Raw genomic sequence first — 20047 nt, 5'->3', positions numbered from 1 at the left:
GCCTACACCTTTCTTGCTATTATGGATTGTTTTTTTAATTAAATTTATCTTTGACAACAGTGTCGTGTACTCAGTGTTGATTTTCCAGAATTTGCCGATAAACCTGAATCGTCTGCTGCGCGATCGCATCCCAACTATAATTCTTCAAAGCATACTCTTGACCCTTCCTCCCTCGGTGCTGCCGTTCCCCAGCATCCTGAAGTGACTCCCGTAAGCACTCCGTTAAAGCATTCACCTCACAAGCACAAACCCATCCTGCCTGAGTACTTTTAACTTCTTCCCAAATATGAACTTGGTCAGAAATCACTACAGGTGTTCCAGCAACCATCGCTTCTGCCACCGCAATGCCAAAGTTTTCGTAGTAAGAAGGTAGGACAAATAAATCCGCATCTTGCAATAACGCCGCCTTCAATTCCCCCTTTACAAAACCTGTAATTGTCGTGCAGGAGAACAGAGGAGAAGTCTTAATTTGTTCGGTAATCTGGCTTTCATAATCTGGGTCTTGAGGATTGGTTCCTGCTAGCACAAAGTGAAAATTGATTCCCTCGGCTAACAGTTTTTCCAGTGCTGGTATGAGCAATTTTAGACCTTTTTTGGGGTCAATTCGGGACATGAATAGCAGCAAAGGCGTGTGTTCTGAAATACCCAATTGACGCCGCGATTCTCCTTTCGGGGGCATCACTAACGGCGTCACTCCTAGCGGAATCACCAAATCTCGTGTCTGAATGCCAAAGCGTTCCGAAATCTTGGCTTCTTGGGCACTCGTGAAGTGAATGCCTGCCGCCCGGGCTAAGTTGGATCGTTCCCACAGTGCGGCATAGATTTGCTTGAGTTGTCGTTTCTTTTGTAAGTCTGCTGGATCAAGGGTACCTAAGGGACGCAAAATATAGGGTAGGTTTTTGTGTCGTGCGATCGCAGCCGCTGCCGTACTCACTGGCGAAAATAAAGCATGAATATGAGCCAGATCAAATTCTCTTGCTTCCTGCCATAACCAGCGCAAAAGGTCAAGAGAAAACTTATAGCGGCGGAAGGGAGAACAGCGAAAGTATCGCACTTGATAGCCATCTTGCTCTACGGGTTGATTTAGGGGAACATCCAGAGGTAGTTGTCCCACATCTCCATTCGAGTCCGTTGTGAGCACTGTAACGTTTACCCCCTGAGAGGCTAATGCGGATGAAAGCCCTTTTACCATCTGACTAGGGCCACCGTAAACCAGGGAAATCGAAGGAATAATTTGTAGAATCCGCAGAGGCTGGCTCATCGCTAGTTTATTTATTCTTGCCAATCCCTATCTGGCCCGTACTTTAGAGCTACCAAGGACTACCGACCATAGTAAAAGCCGCCCAATAGTAGGGAGAGGAAAAATCCTCATGCCCCATCATGACGAGTTCTGAGGGTAAAGGAACCGTCTCTGTGGGGGTGTGCAACTGACCCCCTTCCCATCGCACCTGTCCTTTGAGCATCGCGATCTGAGCTTGACGAAGAGCCTCGGCTTTAATGGGGGCGGTTTTCAGCTCCTGATAAAGTTGTGTCATTAGCCCCAATGTTCCGGCATCGCTGACCTGCCACAAACTAGCGATCGCGGACTTCGCTCTGGCCTGCACGGCTAACCCGGCAAAGCCTAATTCGGCTTGTTTATCTCCGATCGCTGTCTCACAAGCACTCAACACTAATAATTCTAGGGGTGTCTTGTTCCAAGGGAACTGCCCCATCTGATCCAACGTTAGCTTCTTGTCCCAAAACTGAATGTAAGAGTTTTTGGGTTCTCCGGGTTGGAAGGCGGCATGAGTGGCTAAGTGAATAATCTGATAGGGCTGTGAGGCTTGTTGCGATTGGAGATTGGTCAGGGTGAACTCTTGATTGAGGAAGGATTTCCCTTGCCCTAGGCTTGTCGTAATTGTCGATAATTCTATCGGTACAGCGGGCAAGGGATTTTGGTCTTTAAATTCCGACGCACCCATCGCTAGTACAGGCGACTTCCTCAAATCGGTGTAGACTTTATTAATTAGTTTGAAAGCTGGGATGCGAGAGAAGCTATACTTTTCTACCAGAAACTGCTTCCCATCATGCAAAGCCGCTAGGGGTAAAGTCCGCAAACCGCCACCCACACAAAAGATCAGCGTGTCAATTTTTTGAGCTTGCAGGTCTGCCTCTAGTGGGGCAATCATCCACTGATAAAGTTGCTGGGCTGGTGCTCGATATTGGTTAGTGTCCCTGAACACAGGGTTGATCAGAAATCGGGTCATCTCTTGTGCCTGCCGTAGCAACTCATCGCGATTCGCTGCTACGACACGCTTATGAATCGGTTCACCATCGGGAGTAATGAGTATCAGTTCTAGTTGTTGCGGGCGAGGAACCATGTAAATTAGAGCAGGTTTTTTCCCCGTTTGAGTCGCAATTTGCGAGAGAGTATCGCCAATTTTCTGGACTGTCATTGAGTCATTTGAGAAATTAGCGCCAAAGTATCCCTCAAAATCTTTTTCCCAGGTTTGCTCAATTAGGGGCACCGCAACAGACAGATTATCTCGATCAAGAGCAAATAAGTGTGTGGGAACAACAGGAATCTCTGTTTGGGCTTGAAGAATTTGCCCTTGAGTCAGGGAATGGGTGCGACGCGAGTCAGATTGTGGGTTGATGGTTCGTCCCTGCACAGGTGCTGCACCCAGCGTTCCTGTAAGCTGTAATGCTGCCAGCAATAAGCTAATGCGACTCACTACTGATTTCATAGGCACCTCACGGCAGAAGTCTAACTACAAATCGACAACGCCTTCCCCTAAATCAACTATCCTCCGATTCTCTCTCAGGGGTATCGACCTTTGTGAGTATCTCGCATTATTTAAGATGTGCCTAGACTAGGGTGGCAGAAATAACTGACCAGCTAAAATCTCCCCTGCTCCCCCGCTCCCCCGCTCCCCTGCTTGCACAGAGGTGGTCAGAAACTTTTGCCGTCATGCACTAGGTGCTTTTGCTCCCTATTCAGAAAGCGATCGCTGTTAGTTATTCACCGGGCTTAAACTCTTGGCTTATCGGCGTCCGTTCTGCGAATTCTTGCCGCCGCAAGTTTGCCTGCTGCTTTTTGTACATCATTAGATCCTCAACTCTAATCCGGCGTCGCATACCCGCCTGAGAGAAAGGGATTGTTCCTGTATCGAGGAGTTGCTCTACCTCTTTCGATTGGACATTAAGTAAAGTCGCAGCTTCCCAGATGGTTAAGGGCTGATGAAAAGTTGTTAGAGCCACTCCCTTGCTTAAGAGTAACTGATGCACCAGTTGACGTAGCAAATGAAAGACCGATTCAGGCAGTTCGACTTGCTCACCGGTTGAGGTACACAGCCGTGGCAATGATGCCATTTCTCCCTCAAGCGGGATGCTTAAAATCTCGTCTAATTTTGCCAACTGAGTCTGCTCTTGCTCTGTAGCAACAATTGGTTCAGGTTGGAAGTCATTGGATGCCATTTCCCTACTCTCCCGTTTTTTGCTCTGCGGTCTGGTCTAATGTTAGATTTCCCTTAACCGAGGCGATCGCATCCTTTTGAGACAATATTTAATGCTCTTGACACAGTTCAGAAATAATTTGCTCCAATCTTTGGAGTATTTCTGAAGTGATTACCTTGCGTCTGTACTTAGTAACAAGCACAAGATGCAAGTGAATTCAGTATACAGCATGAGAACTATTTCGGAGGGAGGGGTGCATTTAGTATCATGTGAATGGTATTTTTTCAAGCATGATAGTAACACGTAGAGTCACTTTTCGCTTATATCCAAACAAGTCCCAAGAAGTCAAGATGCACTATTGGCGAAGGCTTCATAAGGATTTGTTCAATGCTTGTCTTGCCGAGAGGAAGACAGCATATAAGCGTGAAGGTCGCTCTATTAATTACTTTGACCAGCAGAATGCTTTGCCCAAATTCAAAGAGAACTGGGAAGAGTATAAGCCGTTAGGTTCCCAAGCTCTACAAGCCACTGTAAAGCGTGTTGATTACGGTTTTCAGCGTTTCTTTCAAGGATTGGGAAAATACCCTAGATTCAAGTCATTTTGCTATTACCGAGGATGGACTTATCCGGGAGTTGCTGGATGGAAAGTGCATACAAATGGAGGTAATGGACATCTAGAAATATCAAATCTAGGTAAGATTCAAATGCGCGGCAAAGCAAGAAGTTGGGGAGTACCAACAACTTGCACTATTGTTTGGAAAAACAATAAATGGTTGGCCTCGATAACAGTTAAGTGCGAGGTTCAGCGTCAGACTGGAACTGGAGCTGTTGGCATTGATATTGGTACCTTAACGGCTGTAGCTTTCGATAACGGAGACAAGATTGATAATCCTCGATTTCTAGCCATCGCGAAATCCGATATCAGGAAAGCGTCAAAGGAACTTCGCCGGAAGCGTAAACCTGAGAAGCGCAAGTTCAAGGCTTCAAGAAGATGGAAGAAAGCTAGAAAAAAGGTTTCTCAGCTCCAGAACAAAGTAGCCAATAGACGACAGGACTGGACTCACAAAGTAGCCGCACAAATAACTAGCGCTAATAGCTTGGTTGCTACTGAGACATTGAATGTCAAAAATATGACAGCGAAAGCCAAGAAGGGCAAGAGAAAACGTCAAAAAACTGGATTGAATCGCTCAATCTTAGACGTAGGATTTGGAATGCTGCGAAGTGCTATCAAGTACAAAGTAGAAGAGGCTGGAGGCAACTTTCTCGAAGTCCCAGCCCAAAAAATAAAACCAAGTCAAACTTGCCCCAAATGCTTGGCACAGAAGAAAAAAGAGTTGAGCGAACGTATTCATCAATGCGAAAAGTGCGGATACACAGCCGATAGGGATGTGGCATCCGCGCTTGTTTGTCTCAACTGGGCGTTGGGAACCAACGTCCTAGACGTAGAGCAGAAAGCTCTAGCTAAAACCCCAAAGAAATGCGGAGGCTTTAGCCAACTTTCTGCGATGAAACGTCAGAAACCCCGGACGTAGCCCTAGCGTTGTCCGAGGGTAGTTCATATTTACGACTCCATTGAGACTACAGACAACAAAAAAAGGACAGACCCAAAAGTCTATCCTTACAATTAGGAATTTAGCGGAGAAAATTTAGAAGTTCATCTCAGCCGCTTGTACCTTCTCAATCTGCTTCTTCTTCAGAACCAGCAGGGTTTGAGACAGCATAATTGCACCGATGAAGAGCATCAACCACTTCACTCGATTGGGGTCTTGTAAGACGACTTCTTTGTCAGCCTGACCAAATCCACCCACATTAGGATTACTGGTTAGAAGCTCGTTGGCTACCACTTTCTGCCCTTCGGAGACAATTAACTCTGGGCCAGGTGGAATTGTATCAACCACGGTTGATCCATCTTCGGTCTGAATGGTAACTTCATAGCCACCTTCTTCAACCTTGGCAATTTGAGAAATCGTACCCGCTTTAGAAGCGTTGTAGACGGTGTTATTGCTCTTGTCGCCAGTGGGGTAAACTTGACCCCGTCCTCGGTTAGCGCCGACGTGAACGGGGTACTTACCGAAGTAAATCCCTTTATCGGTTTTGGGATTCGGAGAAAGGACAGGGAAAACAATTTCTTGATATTGCTCACCGGGTAGAGGACCAACAATAACTACATTGTCCTCACCATCTTTGTAGGGTTGGAAGTAAAGTCCGCCAACCTTTTCCTTCATTTCTTCAGGAATTCGGTCTTCAGGGGCAATCTTGAAGCCTTCGGGCAACATGACCACTGCACCCACATTCAGACCGCCTTTGGAGCCATCACCCAAGACTTGCTGTGAACTCAAGTCGTAGGGAATCTTAACGACAGCCTCAAATACAGTATCTGGCTTTACAGATTGGGGAATTTCTACTTCTGTAGGTTTAGCTGCCAAGTGACAGTTGGCACAAACAATGCGCCCAGTGGCTTCGCGAGGAGTTTCCGGAGCGGTTTGCTGCGCCCAGAAGGGATAAGCTGCTGCTGACTGGGGAAGCGATAGATCACTAATCAAGAAAAATGCCAGGGTTGCCAAAGCAAGCACAAGGGTTCTGGTGATTATCCGCTTGCTGAGGACGTTGCACATCACCGATAACGAAGGTGTTCTCATCTTTAAGCCAAAAAACTCAAAACTCATTAAGCTAATCTTGGGGGTTGCCGGTGTGGAAAACCTGACGTTTGCAGGCTCGCTACCGCTACGCTATCAACCGTTAAACCTTCAACCTTTAACTCTTAAGCCCACCAAGGAGCTTCGCCGGTACGGAAGTCGGTCTCTGTCCACTGGGTAAAGGAGAGCTTATCATCTTCGGTGACGGTGGCATGAACCAATGCCAACGATAGGGGCGCGGGGCCTCGCACCACCTTGCCCTCATTGTTGTACTGAGAACCATGACAAGGGCACATGAACTTGTTCTCGCTGGCGTTCCAGGGAACGACACATCCGAGGTGGGTGCATACGGCGTTGATCCCGTAGTCTGCGATCGCTTTATCTTCGGTGATCACCACGTAGGTGGGGTCTCCTTTGAGTCCTTGGGCTAAGGTGCGATCGCCTGAACTATGGCTCGCGACAAAACTACTGACGATAATGTCATTGCCTAAAGCGTCTTTGGCTGTAACACCACCGCCGACACCCCCACTGGAGGGAGGAATGAAAAACTTGACAATGGGATAGAGCGCTCCGACAAATGTGCCCGTTATGGTACCAAATGCCAAGAGGTTCATAAATTGACGACGCCCCATATCAGGAACATCAGCCGAGCCAGAAACTTGAGCCATAACTAAACGCCTAACGGTATATTTTTTTTAACAACTCTGGTCATTTTCCCAGAATTTATAAACCCCGCTCTAAGAATGTAGAGCAATTCAATAGCTAGCAGGGTTGCCAAAATCCTTGCAGCACAAGGATTCACGGCTTGATCTATGAGTATTATTACATTCTTTAACACCGTATCATAAAGTAAAGAAGCGTCAGATTTGTAACGAAATGTAAACCAATGGTTAAGGTAAACAGGGCTATGACAGGACAGGACTTGCGCCAACTCCTGCTCTATAAGTGGGGACGCTCTTATGACATTCAAATCCGACGGACTCAGGGTAAGATTTTTGTGCAGGTTATGTGGAAATACCTGGAACAGGCGTCTTTTCCCTTATCTGAGGCTGATTACCTAGAGCATTTAGATACAGTGGCTCATTATCTCAATGCTTGGGGCGGAGTAGCACAGGTACAAACTTATATCCAGGAAACTCGCGAACGTCCGCGCCTGGGTAAAGCGGTGAGTATTCCGCTGGAAATGGGTGAGAGGGCATCCGAATGGATGTTGGAAGATTTTTAGCCGTATGAAATTAGGGTGGTAGAGCTTGTAGCTAGAAATCAAACCGTTCAAGTTGATTCTTCACCTTACCCCCTAGTGCTGGAATGGGCAGACGAAACCTGCGACACCCTCTTCTCGTGCGGCGACTGTTACCTCTAGGAAGACGCTTGACAATCATCCTGATGGGAGGCTTGGCGAGTGTCTACATACTGGCTTGTCTAGTCCTGCTTGTGGTACAAAAACACTTGATTTTCAAGCCAACCTATGTAATTCAAAAGACGCCTACAGACTTGAATCTTCGTTACCAAGAAGTTTGGTTACCCATTCAAACTGGCTTCGGCAAAGTAGAACGAATTCATGGCTGGTGGATTCCTACAAATAAACCGAAATTGGGAACCTTGTTGTATTTGCATGGAAATGGAATCAACATCGGAGCGAATGTCAATCAGGCTCGACGCTTTGGGCAAATGGGGTTTTCGGTATTGTTAATGGATTACCGAGGTTATGGTCGTAGTGAAGGTGGTATTCCTAGCGAATCTCGGATGTATCAGGATGCTCAAACCGCCTGGAATTATTTAGTTAAAAAACGGCGTGTTCCTGCCAGCCAAATTTACTTGTATGGTCATTCTTTAGGCGGTGCAGTTGCCATTGAACTAGCACGACGGCATCCAGAAGCCGCCGGACTTATTGTACAAAGCTCCTTTACTTCAATGCAGCAGATGGTAGAACGACAACCTAAATTTAGGCTCTTTCCGGTAAAGCTACTCCTAACCCAACGATTTGACTCGGTAGCTAAAGTTAAATCCTTAAAGATGCCTGTTCTGTTCGTTCATGGCACGGCTGACCCTTATATTCCAGCAGCTATGAGCAAAACATTGTATACAAAAGCTCCTCAACCTAAACAACTACTGCTAGTTTCCGAAGCCAAACACAATAATGGAGATAGCTTCTTTAACAATATTCGATATCGTCACGCGATTCGCTCTTTAGTAGAGCTTACTCGTTCTCGGCAGAGGTAACGTTTAAAACCATCATTTTCCTGAGAGTTTAACTAAACCAATACCTCCAAAGTAAAGACCAATCACAGCACCCGCCAGTAAGCTTTGGGTAAGAGGGTCGGTAGAAGGGGTTAGCACGGCTCCCAATACAGTGGCACCGAGGATAATTACACGCCAACCTGATAGCATTTGCTGCGAAGATACAATTCCTAAATGACCCAATAGAAGCTGAATAATTGGAACTTGAAAAGCCAATCCAGTACTAAACATCAGTAGCAGAACCGTGCCAAAATAAGAGTCAATCGACCATCGTTGTTCAACAACCTCTGCGCCATAACTAATAAAGAAGTTCATGGCAGCCGGAATCAAAGCAACGTAGGCAAATCCTAAACCCGTGAAAAATAGGATACTCGAACCCAATACCACAGGGCCAATGAGGCGTCGTTCGCGGCGCGTCAGTCCTGGCAGAACAAACTGGATAATTTGGTAAAGAATAAAGGGACTAGCTACTAATAATGCACTGTACCCAGCAACTTGCAAGGAGACAAAAAAGAATTCTCCTGGCTTCAGTTGTAGAAACTTGACACCCTGCGCTGGAACTTCTAGTAACTTGACAATGGGCTTAACTGCCGCAAAGCAGCCAATGGCGCACACAGCTACAGCAATCAGCGAGTAGAAAATCCGCCGCCGCAACTCTTCTAAGTGGTCGAATAGCGACATCTCGACATCATTCGGCAAGTCGTCATCGTCGAGGTAGTCGTTTTCTAAATCTTCTAAGCTTCTCTGGGATGCAGTTTCTACGTCTGAGGAAGGGGTCATCGGTTTGGTCAGTTCGGGACACGCTAACTATTGTATCGATGTCAGTCACAGGGCTGAAGTTGGAGGGGCTGGCAGTGGCATTCATCCTAAATCGAATAGCACCGACTTAAGCCCTGAACTAAAGTACCCTTTGGGAACGCTTCGCGAACGGGCTAAAAGCTAAAGTCAGTTAAAACTGACTAAAAGACTTACCGGATAGGAGTTTGAACCTGTTAAAACAGGTTTTAGCTCTGAGCCTGAAATTTATTTCAAGGCTCTTATGCCAGTGCCAAAATTCTAAATCCGGTGAATCGCCTCACCTCATCTAGACTTTTGCCTTGGCTGAGAGTACTTCTCTCAATCGGGTACAAGCTTCTTCGATCTTGTCGAGACTGCCCGGATTAACCAACCCATAATAGTCAAAAACATAGACCTGTTTGTTTTTTGTGGCTTTTAGTTTATTCCAGAAAGGCTCGGATTTGAACTGCTCTGCACTGGTTTGCTCGGTATTCACCACTAGCAGAACATCTGGATTTGCCTGTAGGATTTTTTCAGCCGAAAGGGTGACATACCCGCCTGTTGGACTTTGACTCTGTAAGTCTGCCACGACATTTTTTGCCCCAAATTTACTGAGCAAGTCTCCTGCCCAACTGTTTTTATTGGGTGCCAGGATGGGTTGACGACTCACGAGTACGAGAGTTGATGGCGCTTGGCTGACGGCTTTACCTAAAAAAGTTTGGTAACGTTTCAACAGTGGGTCAGGGTTGGCACCAATGGCTTGAGCTAGCTGTTTGGTAATATCTGTGAGGTCATCCCATTTATCAATTTTAGTGGCAAGGGTGGCAATGCCCAAATCTTTTAATTTTGCCAGGGCTTGGGCGTGAAAGTCTTGGTTCCCAACTACAAGATCGGGTTTGAGAGCAACGATTTTCTCCAAGTTGGGGGGGGCTTGCCCTTTGCTTACTTGTGTGATTCCTTGAAATCGGGCATCTTTATCAAATAACTTGCTGCCTGTAATGCCGACGAGTTTGGTTTTATCAAGTTGGTAGACAATATCAGAAGACAAGGAGGTGAGGGTGACAACTCGTTCTGCTGCTTTTTGAGGGGGGGTAGAGTTGGCGGTTGGCTGGTTAGTGGCAGTATTGCACGCGATTAAAACCAAGCTCAATACAATTGTGGCGATCGCTATTCCCCAACGACGAAACATAAACAACTCCTCGTTTCAACCCTGTCTTCAGGCTGGTACATCAACATAGTAAGGAAGATCGCCAACTTTCAACCTTCAATCTTCCACCACCGCAGGAGCGATCGCACAAATTTGCACCCCCACTGGTGTCTGGAGGACAATCACTTCAACGCCAAAGACTTGGGCAAGATTTTCGGGCGTGAGTACGGCGGCGGGTGTACCGATATCCCAAAGATTCCCTTGCTTGAGCATGGCGATGCGATCGCTATACCGTGCAGCTAAATTCACTTCATGTAGCACTGTGATAATCGATAGCCCTCGCTTCTGATTGAGCTGTTTAAGCAATTCCAGCAGTTGTAGCTGATAGTGAATATCCAGATAAGTGGTGGGTTCATCTAACAGCAGAACTTGTGGGGCTTGTGCCAGTGCCAGTGCCAGGAAGGCACGTTGTCGTTCACCACCGGAGAGATGTTCAACGAGGCGATCGCTCAACGATTCAATCCCCGTCTCCACAATCGCTTCCTCGACTTTTGTCCGATCTTGTGCATCTAATTCCCACTGCCACCAAGGTTGATGAGGACTTCGCCCCAAACTCACCAGTTGCCGCACGGTTAACCCAGTGGGAACTGTTTGTTGTTGGGGCAAAATTGCCAGTTTTTGAGCGACGACTTGGGCAGGTTGGTTGTGAATGGCTTTCCCATCCAGAATTACCGTACCCTTGTGGGGTGACAGGATGCGGCTGAGGAGTTTGAGCAATGTGGACTTGCCGGAACCATTGGCACCCACCAGGCTCAGCCACTCGCCTTGTTGCAGGGCTAAGTTAATGCCGTGAATAATGGGTGTAGTGCTGTAACCACCGACCAAGTTTTGAGCTTCTAAAGGCATGAGCGAATGGAGCAATGTAGATTTTGCAAGGATTTTGAGCGGAATTTTTCAGGTTAATTTTTAACTTTTAATGCGCTTACCATGGGCTACCAATCATCGTAAACGCTGCCCAGTAATAAGGATGAGAGAAATCATGACTGCTCTGTGCGGCAAGTTCTGGGGGTAAGGGGATACTACCCAGTTTGTCAAACCCTTGCAGTTCACCATTTTCCACACGTACTTGCTTTTGCAGCATCGCCAGTTGAGCACGCCGCAGTGCCTCGGCTTTGATGGTCACGTCGGGTTGGCGCAAGTGCTGATAAAATCCACCCATAATTGCCAGTGTCCCTTCATCACTGACATACCAAAGACTTGCCAAGGCGGACTTCACTCCCGCTTGCACGGCTAACCCAGCAAAACCCAATTCTGCATCGATATCTCCCAAGGCAGTGCGACAGGCGCTTAAAACTAACAGTTCGACTTGAGGAGGCTGATGCCAACCCATCTGCCGCAGTTGATTCACCTTGAGTTGGCTATCCCATAACTGAATGTAGGAATTATCCGCGTTTCCTGGCTTAAAGTCGGCGTGGGTGGCTAAGTGGATGATACCGAACGGCTGACGCTGGGATTTGAAATTCTTCTCAGTAAATTCTTCATTGAGGAAAGATTTCCCTGTCCATAACTGCTGGGTAATTACGTTCAATTCCGTTGGTACAGCAGGCAACGGTGCCAGTTCTTGAAATTCTGATGCTCCCATACCTAAAACTTGGGCATCTTTCACAGCCTTGTAGCGGCTATTGGTAAGACTGACGCTAGGAATAGAACCGAGGCTATACTTTTCTACCAAAAACTGCTGCCCATCGTGCAATGCTGCCATTGGGACGAGGCGCAAGCCTGCATCCATACAAAAGATGAGAGTGTCAATTCCCAATGATTCCAGCTCGGATTCGAGGGGAGCAATCATCCATTGGTATAGCTGTTGTGCTGAGGCAAGATAGCCACGGGTGCTTGTGACATCGGTAACGGCGCTACGGAACTCGGTTAAGGTTTTCTTGAGGGCAGCCGCATTCGCTTCTGGCACTACCTTACGGATGGGAGAACCATCCGGCATGATTAGCACCAGTTCCAGTTGTTGGGGTGTTGAGAGGGCGTAGACGATTGCAGGCTGAGTTTTGGTTTCGCTTTTAATTGTTTTTAAAACCGTTCTAATGCCTTCGACAGTAACGGTTTCATGGGGTAATTTTTCTCCCAAATAGTTCTCAAATTCTTCCTCAAATACTTCGTCAATTTGAGTGATGGCTTGATTGAGATTCCCTTGAGCTAGAAGGTTTTGCAGATTAATGTAACCTGTCTCTAGAGTTCCGTAACCGGGAATCGTCCAACTATAGCTAGAGTTGCTACTTGTAGGGTCTTGGTTGACAGTTGTTGGTACTCCAATCAGAATACCAAGTAGATTGGCGATCGCATCTTGAGGCACTACATCTGCTCTGTTTGAGCCGATTGGCAGTAGGGGTGGAGGGGGTAAGGTTTGCCCAGGAACAGAGATAATTTGAATTCTTTCTTGGGTATGGGTGTTCAAAAATTCTTGATTGGGGGAGATGGTTTGGATGGGAAACGCATTTCCTGTAGTAATAGCTCCTGCCGTCCCGTTTGTAGTAGCATCCCCCACAATAAAAGGTGTAATCCCCTGTCCCCCGTGGCGGATAATAATCGAGCCTCCCCCCGTAACTCCACCCGTTGCAATGCTGGCTGTTGTTCCATCTTGATTGAGGAAAGAATCCGTTGCTCGGAAAAATTGGGTTGTCGTAATATCAACATCTCCACCCGTGCCACCCGTACCCCCTTCTGCTTGAATTCCAGCGACTTGGATGTTGCCACTGGCAGAATTGAGGGTAATATCGCCTGCATTGCTAATAGCGGAACTGGAGAAGATTGGACGAGAACCGACAGTAATATGGCTGGCAGCATTGAACACAATATCACCGCCATTGCCATTCAAGGAACCGGAACTTACCCCACTCACCCCAGCAATACTGTTGTCATTGTTGATAGTAATTGCGCCACCGCTATTAATCTTGATTGTTCCGCCATCCCCATTACCGCCACTGGATACAAGCGCATTTGTCGTGATATTACCTGCTGCATTAAGTGCGATCGCACCACCAGTATTATTTCCTAACGAACCGAGAACATCTGTAGTGATACTGCCATTATTTGCAGATAGGTTAATTGCACCGCCATCGCCCGTTTGAGAAGCCGAACTAAGGATTCCGGTAGTTGTATCTATATTTCCATTGTTGCTAGTTATGGCGATCGCTCCACCTGAGCTGACGATATTGTCAGTGATAATGTTTTGGTTGGCGAGGAGGCTGATATTTCCACCTCCAGTTGATTGCAACAAGCTTCCGTCTTTGAGTAAAATATCGAGGCTCGTATCTCCAGCACTAGCAACCCCTGTGCCTGTCAGGGTGATATTACCTGTTCCAGTCGAAGTTACGGCACTGCCAGCATCAAGCTGAATCCCTGTATTGCCAACGCCAGTACCATTCCCAATTCCTGTTAGCGTAATATTTCCATCAACTGATCTGATAAAACTAGCGTTTCCCGCAAACTCTCTCAAACGTATACCGATATTTTCATCTGTTCCGTTTCCAGCAGTACCAACCAGCGTTATATTTCCCGTTCCTGTAGATTCGACAACACTGCGAGCATCCATATTAATGCCTTCATTGTTGCTCCCAGTCCCCCTACTCGTTCCAGTGAGGGTAATATTGCCATCGACTGTACTGACTCTCATACCAGGTTGAGCAATCCGAATCCCGAAGTTTGTATCAGTCCCAGCACTACTTATACCTTCAATGGTGATGTTACCTGTCCCGGTTGTTTCTACAACGCTGCTTAAGCCAAAAGCAATGCCATAGTTACCACCTTCAGTTCCGTTTCCTACACCAAGCAGGTTGATATTTCCATTGACTGAACTCACCCTAGAGTCAAGCGCAACTGATACTCCAATATTAAAAATAGTTCCAGTGCCACCTGTGCCATTGAGGTTAATCGCTCCATCAGTAGTTCTGACTTCGCCCAAATCACTAATTCTGATTCCTTGATTATCCGCACCCGTCCCGTTTCCGCCCGTGCCTGTCAAGGTAATATTCCCACTAGTGGTTCTAATAGCTGCGCGATCAACAAAAATTCCCCTATTCCGAGCCGTCCCATTTCCACCAGCGCCAGTGAGAGTAATGCTTCCAGTCCCGGTTGTTTCCACTACGCCAATAATATGAATACCATTGTTATCGCCGCCAGTTCCGTTCCCGCCTGTGCCGAACATGGCGATATTTCCCTCAACTGCTCTGACAATGCTTGACTGATTGAGAAAAATTCCTCGATTAAAATTTGTCCCATTTCCACCCGTACCAGTTAGGGTAATCGTTCCCGTCCCACTGGTTTCTACTACACTATTGCCAAGAAAGATACCTCTGTGATTGCCAGAGTTGTCATCTCCTCCTGTACCGATGAGTGCAATATTGCCTCCTCCAGCATTGATGTTGCTGTTGTTGAGTGATATGCCATCCACTACAGTGGTACTTCCTTTACCAGTCCCAGTAACATTGCCGCCGTTGGTATTAATCACCGCATTAAAAATACCAATAGCACCTGCCCCACTGTTATCAGCATCAGCATTGAGGTTAACATTCAATCTGCCGCTACTCGAAGAGATTCCCCCATTCAGAGTAATGTCATTAGCAGCTAGCAATGTGAGGGTAGCGTCTCCACCTGCTGTCTTGTTGATGAGTGCATTAGCATTCTGAGTGATATTGCCTTCCTCAGCCCCGCCAATATCTGTAGTGATGGTAACGTTTGTGCCAGTATTTAGTGCAGTATTAATGTTGCCAACATCAACCTGATTCGTACCGATCGCACCGCCCCCACCATTTACAATTGTGATATTTGTCGGGTCAATTAGCCAGGTACCACCCATACCATTAAAAGCACTAGCATTGGGGATACTGGTAAGGCTGAGAGACTGCTTACCAGAGGTTTCAATTAATCCACCATTCCCAGATACACTTCCTCCCCGTGCCGTCAGTATCCCGTGAATGCTAGCAGTCTTATCGGAAAAAGCAATAACTTTTCCGCCATTACCATTGAGCAGCGCATCGGCGGACACTACCGAGTCGTTACTCACAAACGTTTCTAACGAATTCGGGACGTTTCCCTGTCCCTGAAAATCCCCACCAATCAACACCGTGCCACCGCCATTGGTACCCGAAGCGTTGATATTGGCACCGAACAAACCCACCTTGTCGCCCAATACGAACACATTCCCACCCGTCGCTGGTAGGGGCGACACATGTGTTGCCCCTACAGAGGAAACATCCAGAGTACCCGACACAATAGTCATTCCCGCCTCATGGGGAATCGTTAACCCAGAACTAATTAGTTGCACCGTACCCGTTGGAGAAACCTTCAACCCCGTCTCTACACTTCCATGCGTTCCCGTCAGCAAAGTGGGTAAATCTTGGGGAGAAATTGCTAATTGTTGTCCATCAACTGTACGAGGAGGTTTAATCTCCAAACTCAACAAATGTCCAGATTGACTAATCCTAACTAGACCTTCATCCTGCACCGCAGCAATCATAATACTTCCCGATGCGGCTTTCAGTGAGCCAGTATTGACAACATTGCCACCCAGTAAAGTTAAATTCTGCCCTTCTCCCACTACCAAATTGCCCGCATTAACAATTACACCTAGTTGTTGATTATCAAAAGCAAACAGACTGGGAGTACCGATTAACGTCTGATAGTCATTGTTGCCAACGGCATTAAACCATTGATTCCCAGCAAAACCAATTCCTGTCGCTGTCGTCGCGGTAAACGAAGCTGGGACATTGAGACTGGCACCCGTACCAAACACAATTCCCGCCGGATTCATCAAAAATAAGTTCGATTGCCCTCCAGTTACCTGAATTAAACTGTTAATTACAGAAGGGTCACCGCCAATCACTCGCGCTAAAATATTCTGAATTGAATCATTGGCTAAAAAATTAGCAATTTGCTGAGAATTGAGTCCAAATTGCGTAAAACTATGAAATAAATTAGCGCCATTTTGAGAAAGCGTACCACCTTGGATATCAAAGCGATTTCCATCCAGGGTAACTTGAGTACCAGTGCCGTCATCCGCCGCTTGAATAGGCTGTGCCCAGGCTAGTTCGGGTTCAGACAATCTAACCAACAGGAGACTGGTTAGCAAGGAAGCAACGACTCCAGCAACTGGCTTCATAATATTTTGTTGAATAGAGAAAAATTAGTTATTTGAAAGCAGTAATTTCTCAAGAAATTATAGAAATTTTCCTAAAATAAGACACCAGATTGTTATATTTAGTAACGGCTCAGCCTGCTGACAAGGGGCGAAAAAAAATTGAAGATAATAGGTATTTTTACAGGAAAATTAATTCCCTGTCCTTGATAAGCTACTGTGTACACACAAGCAACAAGCCCTGGCGAATGGAATTCGCGGCTATAAAACCAAAGTCCGCCTGCGCGGACTGGAGGAAAATCAAGAGTTGTGAAACCTGCGTAGGCACCGGAGCTTTAGTGAGGATTTTGTTTGTGTAGCTGCGGTTTCAACCGCCCTATTGAGAATGGTGCTTCTAACCAGAAGCCGCCGATCGCCGAGAAAGCAACCAGACAAACAAAGGCGATCCCAGAAGTGCCGTAACCGCCCCCACGGGTAACTCTACCGCCCCCAAGCGGGATACAATATCCGCGAACAACAGGACTAAGGCACCCCCAATGGCAGAAAGCGGCAGCACCCAACGGTAATCTGTGCCTACCAGTAGCCGCACGCCATGAGGGACAATTAAACCCACAAATCCAATTAATCCGCCGACACTAACAGCCCCGGCGGCGAGTAGGGTAGCGACTCCTCCAATTAAAAAGCGCGATCGCATCAAGGAAAATCCCAACCCCACCGCCAACTCATCGCCTAAATTCAAAATATTAACGGAGCGAGCGAGTAAACAACCACCCAGCAGTGCCACCAGGACATAAGGGCCAGCCACCATTACTTCTGACCATCCTCGCCCATTCAGACTACCAATGAGCCAATTAAGAGCCGCTTGAACTCGACCATCATCAGCTAACAGGAGCATGGTTGACTGAATCGCGCCAAACAGGGAACTCACCGCCACTCCCCCTAAAATCAACCGTTCCACAGACACACCGATACTGGTGCGAGCCAGAATATAAACCAATATCGTTGTCACAATAGCACCAACCCAAGCGGCTAGGGGTAACCACGCTTGAAATAGCCCCAGAGTCACCAACCCCACCGCCACCAAACCGGCACCCGCAGAAATTCCCAATAAAAACGGATCAGCCAATCCATTCCGCAACATTCCCTGTAACAAGGCACCGGACATCCCTAAAGCTGACCCCACAATTAATGCTGCGATAGTTCGAGGCAAACGCAAGTCCCACAGAATCGTTTGGTTGATTGGATCGCCTTGATAAAGTAATGCTTGCCACAACTGGGAGAAATTGAGATAAACGGCACCCTGAGACAGGGAAATTCCAACTGCCAAAAGCAAGCCGCCGCCTAAGAGCAAACAAGCTTGCCACACTCGGTAGCTCATACCCTTTTGGATTTTGGATTTTGGATTTTGGATTTTAGCACCCTCGTTGGTTGATCGTTTGCAAATTCAACATTCTCAAGTTAACTTTACTGGCGGGAAACAACAGATTGAGCAGGAGAATATTTGGCTAACGACTGAGCAATCTCCGGATTGTAGATTCGCAAATAATTCCAATAATTAGCAAAAACGGATTCTACATAACCCTTCGTTTCCCCAAATGGAATCATTTCAATAAACGCATCCGGGTCATTGAACCCATATTTGCTAATCCATTTAGACACGTTGCCAGGGCCAGCATTGTAACTAGCAACCGCTAATAAGGAGTTATTACTGTACTCTTGGTGGGTGTGGTCGAGATACCAGGTGCCGAGTTTAATGTTGTCATCCGGATTTTCCAGATTGTAGTCCTTGAGCTGGATTTTTTCGGCAATCCAAGTGCCGGTTCCTGGCATCACCTGCATCAATCCTTTAGCGCCCGCAACCGAGCGAATTTTCGGTTCAAATCGAGACTCTTGTCGAATTAAACCTGCCACCAGGAAGGGATTGAGTTGACGCTGTCCAGACCAGCTAATAATGGATTCTAGGAAAGGTAGGGGAAACAGAGCCTGCCAGTAAGCGGGTTCTTGGCGTAGATCTTTCCATTGCGATCGCTCTTCTGGAGTATCTCGTAGGCTGAGATACCAAATTTTATTAATCCCAATTTGGTGCCGGCCGATGCCTAAGTTGATCAAACCATCCGTAAATTGCTCAGCAACGGTTGGTTTGAGCCGATTCTTAAATTCGGCTTGCCACAGTGTCCAAGCACTCTGATTCTGTCCCAATTGATACAGTTCTTTTAAGGCTGCCGAACCAGTGGGGGGCGTAGGCCGTACTTGTGGGGACACAATCTCCGGTTTCAAGTCTCGCACGGTGGTAAAGTCTCCCACATTCCAGCCCAATGAATGAGCCGACCGCCATGCATAAAATGATTCGGGATAGTGAGCCAACACATGCTCAAAGGCGGCTGTCGCATCTTTTGGACGCCCCATTTGAGCCGCCCACCGACCGACCCAAAACGCCGCTTCCGGAGCCAGTGGACTATCGGGATTGTTAGTGGTGATCGGTTGTGCCCATTGCCATGCTTCTTTATACTTTCTCGCCGCTGCCATGGTTTTGGCAATTTTCCAGCGATACTCCGCTGCCGCATCTGAGGTTTTATATTGGGTCAACACCGACTTACGGGCGTCGCTGGCGGAGGTGGCACTTCCCTTCGCCTCTAGAATATTGGCTTTAGTGAGCAATGCCTCAGCGGCTTCATCTGGAAACTTTTTAATTGCCAAATCGAGATATTGCATCGCCTCGTCGGATTTGGAGAGACTGGCGAGACGCCGTAATCCCAGTCCGGTTTCCTTGGCATCCGGGAAGTCCCTGAGTAGCTGTTGATAGGCGGCTTTAGCCTCTATCCTTTTTCCCCTCAATTGATACCCGCGACCCACCCGATAGGCAGTGAGGGGGGTACGGGGCGCTTTGGCATAGGCTTGAGCTGCTCTTTCATACTCCATCGTTTCCCAATAGCCAAAAGCGATCGCTTCCCAGTCTTCTGGCTTGAGTTGAGCTGCAAACTCGTTGACTAAGCGCTCACGAATTGCCCCCATCCCTTGGCCTTCAGGGTTAGATTTGGCTAAGACTAAGAGCAACGCCGATTGCTTAGGGTTCTTACTCAACCGTTGGCGAATAATTTCGTGGGTGCTGGGATGAGAGGGGAATTTGGCGATCGCCTGATTCCAGTACTCCGGATTGGATTCACCTAAGGCATACAAGGCTTCGGCTGCGACTGGCTGAGTCGGATGGTTGGTCAGGATAGCATTCCAAGCGGCTTCGGCTTTTGCTTTATCCCCCATCAGTTCATAAGCTTGGGCGCGTTTTACGCTGATCTGGGATGCCAATACGGAATATTCTGTATCCAGCCCTTCCAGCCATTTGAGCGCCTTTTCCCCCTGTTTTTGCTCAATCAAATCCGAGGCTAACAGATAACGGGCACGTTGCTGGTCGAGAGATTTTGACCCAGAGGCAATTGCTTCTAGTTTTGAGGCTCTTGCTTGAGGTGGCAACGACACCAGTGGCAAAACTTCTGATTTTTCCTGTTTTGGAGTGAGTTTGAATTGACTTTGAGTTTGTCCATTTCCAGTCCATTGATCGAGTAGACCGGTCATTTTTACGGCTAAAATTGATGAGCCTAGTAGGGCGAATAGTAGTAATCCAGCCCCTACCGCCACAGGAATTTTGTTGATTCGTCCCTTTAGCATTACTCC

Annotated in this window: 14 protein-coding genes and 1 pseudogene; 3 read left to right on the top strand and 12 right to left on the bottom strand. The window is 47.2% G+C overall.

Annotated elements, in window-relative coordinates; translation table 11 throughout:
• Positions 1-70 precede the first annotated feature (70 nt).
• The 4 genes and pseudogenes from hpsP to MIC7113_RS35055 all read right to left on the bottom strand — a co-directional run.
• Complete coding sequence (gene hpsP / locus MIC7113_RS25205) at positions 71-1249, bottom strand: hormogonium polysaccharide biosynthesis glycosyltransferase HpsP (RefSeq protein WP_041781263.1); 1179 nt, start codon at positions 1247-1249, stop codon at positions 71-73.
• A gap of 61 nt (positions 1250-1310) precedes the next feature.
• Positions 1311-2726: a CHAT domain-containing protein gene (locus MIC7113_RS25200; RefSeq protein WP_015185026.1), complete on the bottom strand. Its 1416-nt coding sequence runs from the start codon at positions 2724-2726 to the stop codon at positions 1311-1313.
• Positions 2727-2997: 271 nt separating this feature from the next.
• Positions 2998-3456 (bottom strand): excisionase family DNA-binding protein, encoded by a 459-nt coding sequence (locus MIC7113_RS25195; protein ID WP_015185025.1) that lies wholly within the window; start codon positions 3454-3456, stop codon positions 2998-3000.
• Positions 3457-3550: 94 nt separating this feature from the next.
• Positions 3551-3652: pseudogene (locus tag MIC7113_RS35055) on the bottom strand (transposase); the annotation flags it as partial.
• Positions 3653-3725: 73 nt separating this feature from the next.
• Here MIC7113_RS35055 and MIC7113_RS25190 point away from each other — a divergent pair.
• Positions 3726-4967 carry an RNA-guided endonuclease InsQ/TnpB family protein gene (locus MIC7113_RS25190; RefSeq protein ID WP_172642255.1) on the top strand — a complete coding sequence of 414 codons (1242 nt, stop codon included), beginning with the start codon at positions 3726-3728 and terminating at the stop codon, positions 4965-4967.
• 114 nt (positions 4968-5081) lie between these two features.
• Here MIC7113_RS25190 and petA read toward each other — a convergent pair whose 3' ends face one another.
• Together petA and petC are read right to left on the bottom strand one after the other, a co-directional pair.
• On the bottom strand, positions 5082-6074 hold the full coding sequence (gene petA / locus MIC7113_RS25185; RefSeq protein ID WP_041781261.1) for a cytochrome f: 993 nt from the start codon (positions 6072-6074) through the stop codon (positions 5082-5084).
• Between the two features lie 122 nt (positions 6075-6196).
• On the bottom strand, positions 6197-6739 hold the full coding sequence (gene petC / locus MIC7113_RS25180; protein WP_015185022.1) for a cytochrome b6-f complex iron-sulfur subunit: 543 nt from the start codon (positions 6737-6739) through the stop codon (positions 6197-6199).
• Positions 6740-6978: 239 nt separating this feature from the next.
• Here petC and MIC7113_RS25175 point away from each other — a divergent pair, with 239 nt between their 5' ends.
• Both MIC7113_RS25175 and MIC7113_RS25170 read left to right on the top strand, forming a co-directional pair.
• On the top strand, positions 6979-7296 hold the full coding sequence (locus tag MIC7113_RS25175) for a DUF3067 family protein (RefSeq protein ID WP_015185021.1): 318 nt from the start codon (positions 6979-6981) through the stop codon (positions 7294-7296).
• 83 nt (positions 7297-7379) lie between these two features.
• Complete coding sequence (locus MIC7113_RS25170) at positions 7380-8294, top strand: alpha/beta hydrolase (protein WP_015185020.1); 915 nt, start codon at positions 7380-7382, stop codon at positions 8292-8294.
• Between the two features lie 12 nt (positions 8295-8306).
• Here the strand turns inward: MIC7113_RS25170 and tatC are convergent, their stop codons facing one another.
• The 6 genes from tatC to MIC7113_RS25135 form a co-directional block, all read right to left on the bottom strand.
• A complete protein-coding gene (gene tatC / locus MIC7113_RS25165; protein ID WP_015185019.1) occupies positions 8307-9092 on the bottom strand; it encodes a twin-arginine translocase subunit TatC in 786 nt (261 codons plus the stop codon).
• 304 nt (positions 9093-9396) lie between these two features.
• Entirely contained in the window at positions 9397-10278 is an 882-nt protein-coding gene (locus MIC7113_RS25160) for an ABC transporter substrate-binding protein (protein WP_015185018.1), read from the bottom strand.
• 75 nt (positions 10279-10353) lie between these two features.
• Positions 10354-11142 (bottom strand): ABC transporter ATP-binding protein, encoded by a 789-nt coding sequence (locus MIC7113_RS25155; protein ID WP_015185017.1) that lies wholly within the window; start codon positions 11140-11142, stop codon positions 10354-10356.
• Between the two features lie 76 nt (positions 11143-11218).
• Positions 11219-16402: a CHAT domain-containing protein gene (locus MIC7113_RS33825; RefSeq protein ID WP_015185016.1), complete on the bottom strand. Its 5184-nt coding sequence runs from the start codon at positions 16400-16402 to the stop codon at positions 11219-11221.
• Positions 16403-16772: 370 nt separating this feature from the next.
• A complete protein-coding gene (locus MIC7113_RS25140) occupies positions 16773-17756 on the bottom strand; it encodes a FecCD family ABC transporter permease (protein WP_015185015.1) in 984 nt (327 codons plus the stop codon).
• Positions 17757-17842: 86 nt separating this feature from the next.
• The gene (locus MIC7113_RS25135; RefSeq protein WP_015185014.1) at positions 17843-20041 is read right to left on the bottom strand and encodes a lytic transglycosylase domain-containing protein; all 2199 of its coding nucleotides are present in this window, start codon (positions 20039-20041) and stop codon (positions 17843-17845) included.
• Positions 20042-20047 lie beyond the last annotated feature (6 nt).

This window comes from Allocoleopsis franciscana PCC 7113, assembly GCF_000317515.1.
Taxonomy (GTDB): Bacteria; Cyanobacteriota; Cyanobacteriia; order Cyanobacteriales; family Coleofasciculaceae; genus Allocoleopsis; species Allocoleopsis franciscana.
Note: the sequence above shows the minus strand (reverse complement) of the source record. Positions and strands in the feature narration are given on the sequence as shown.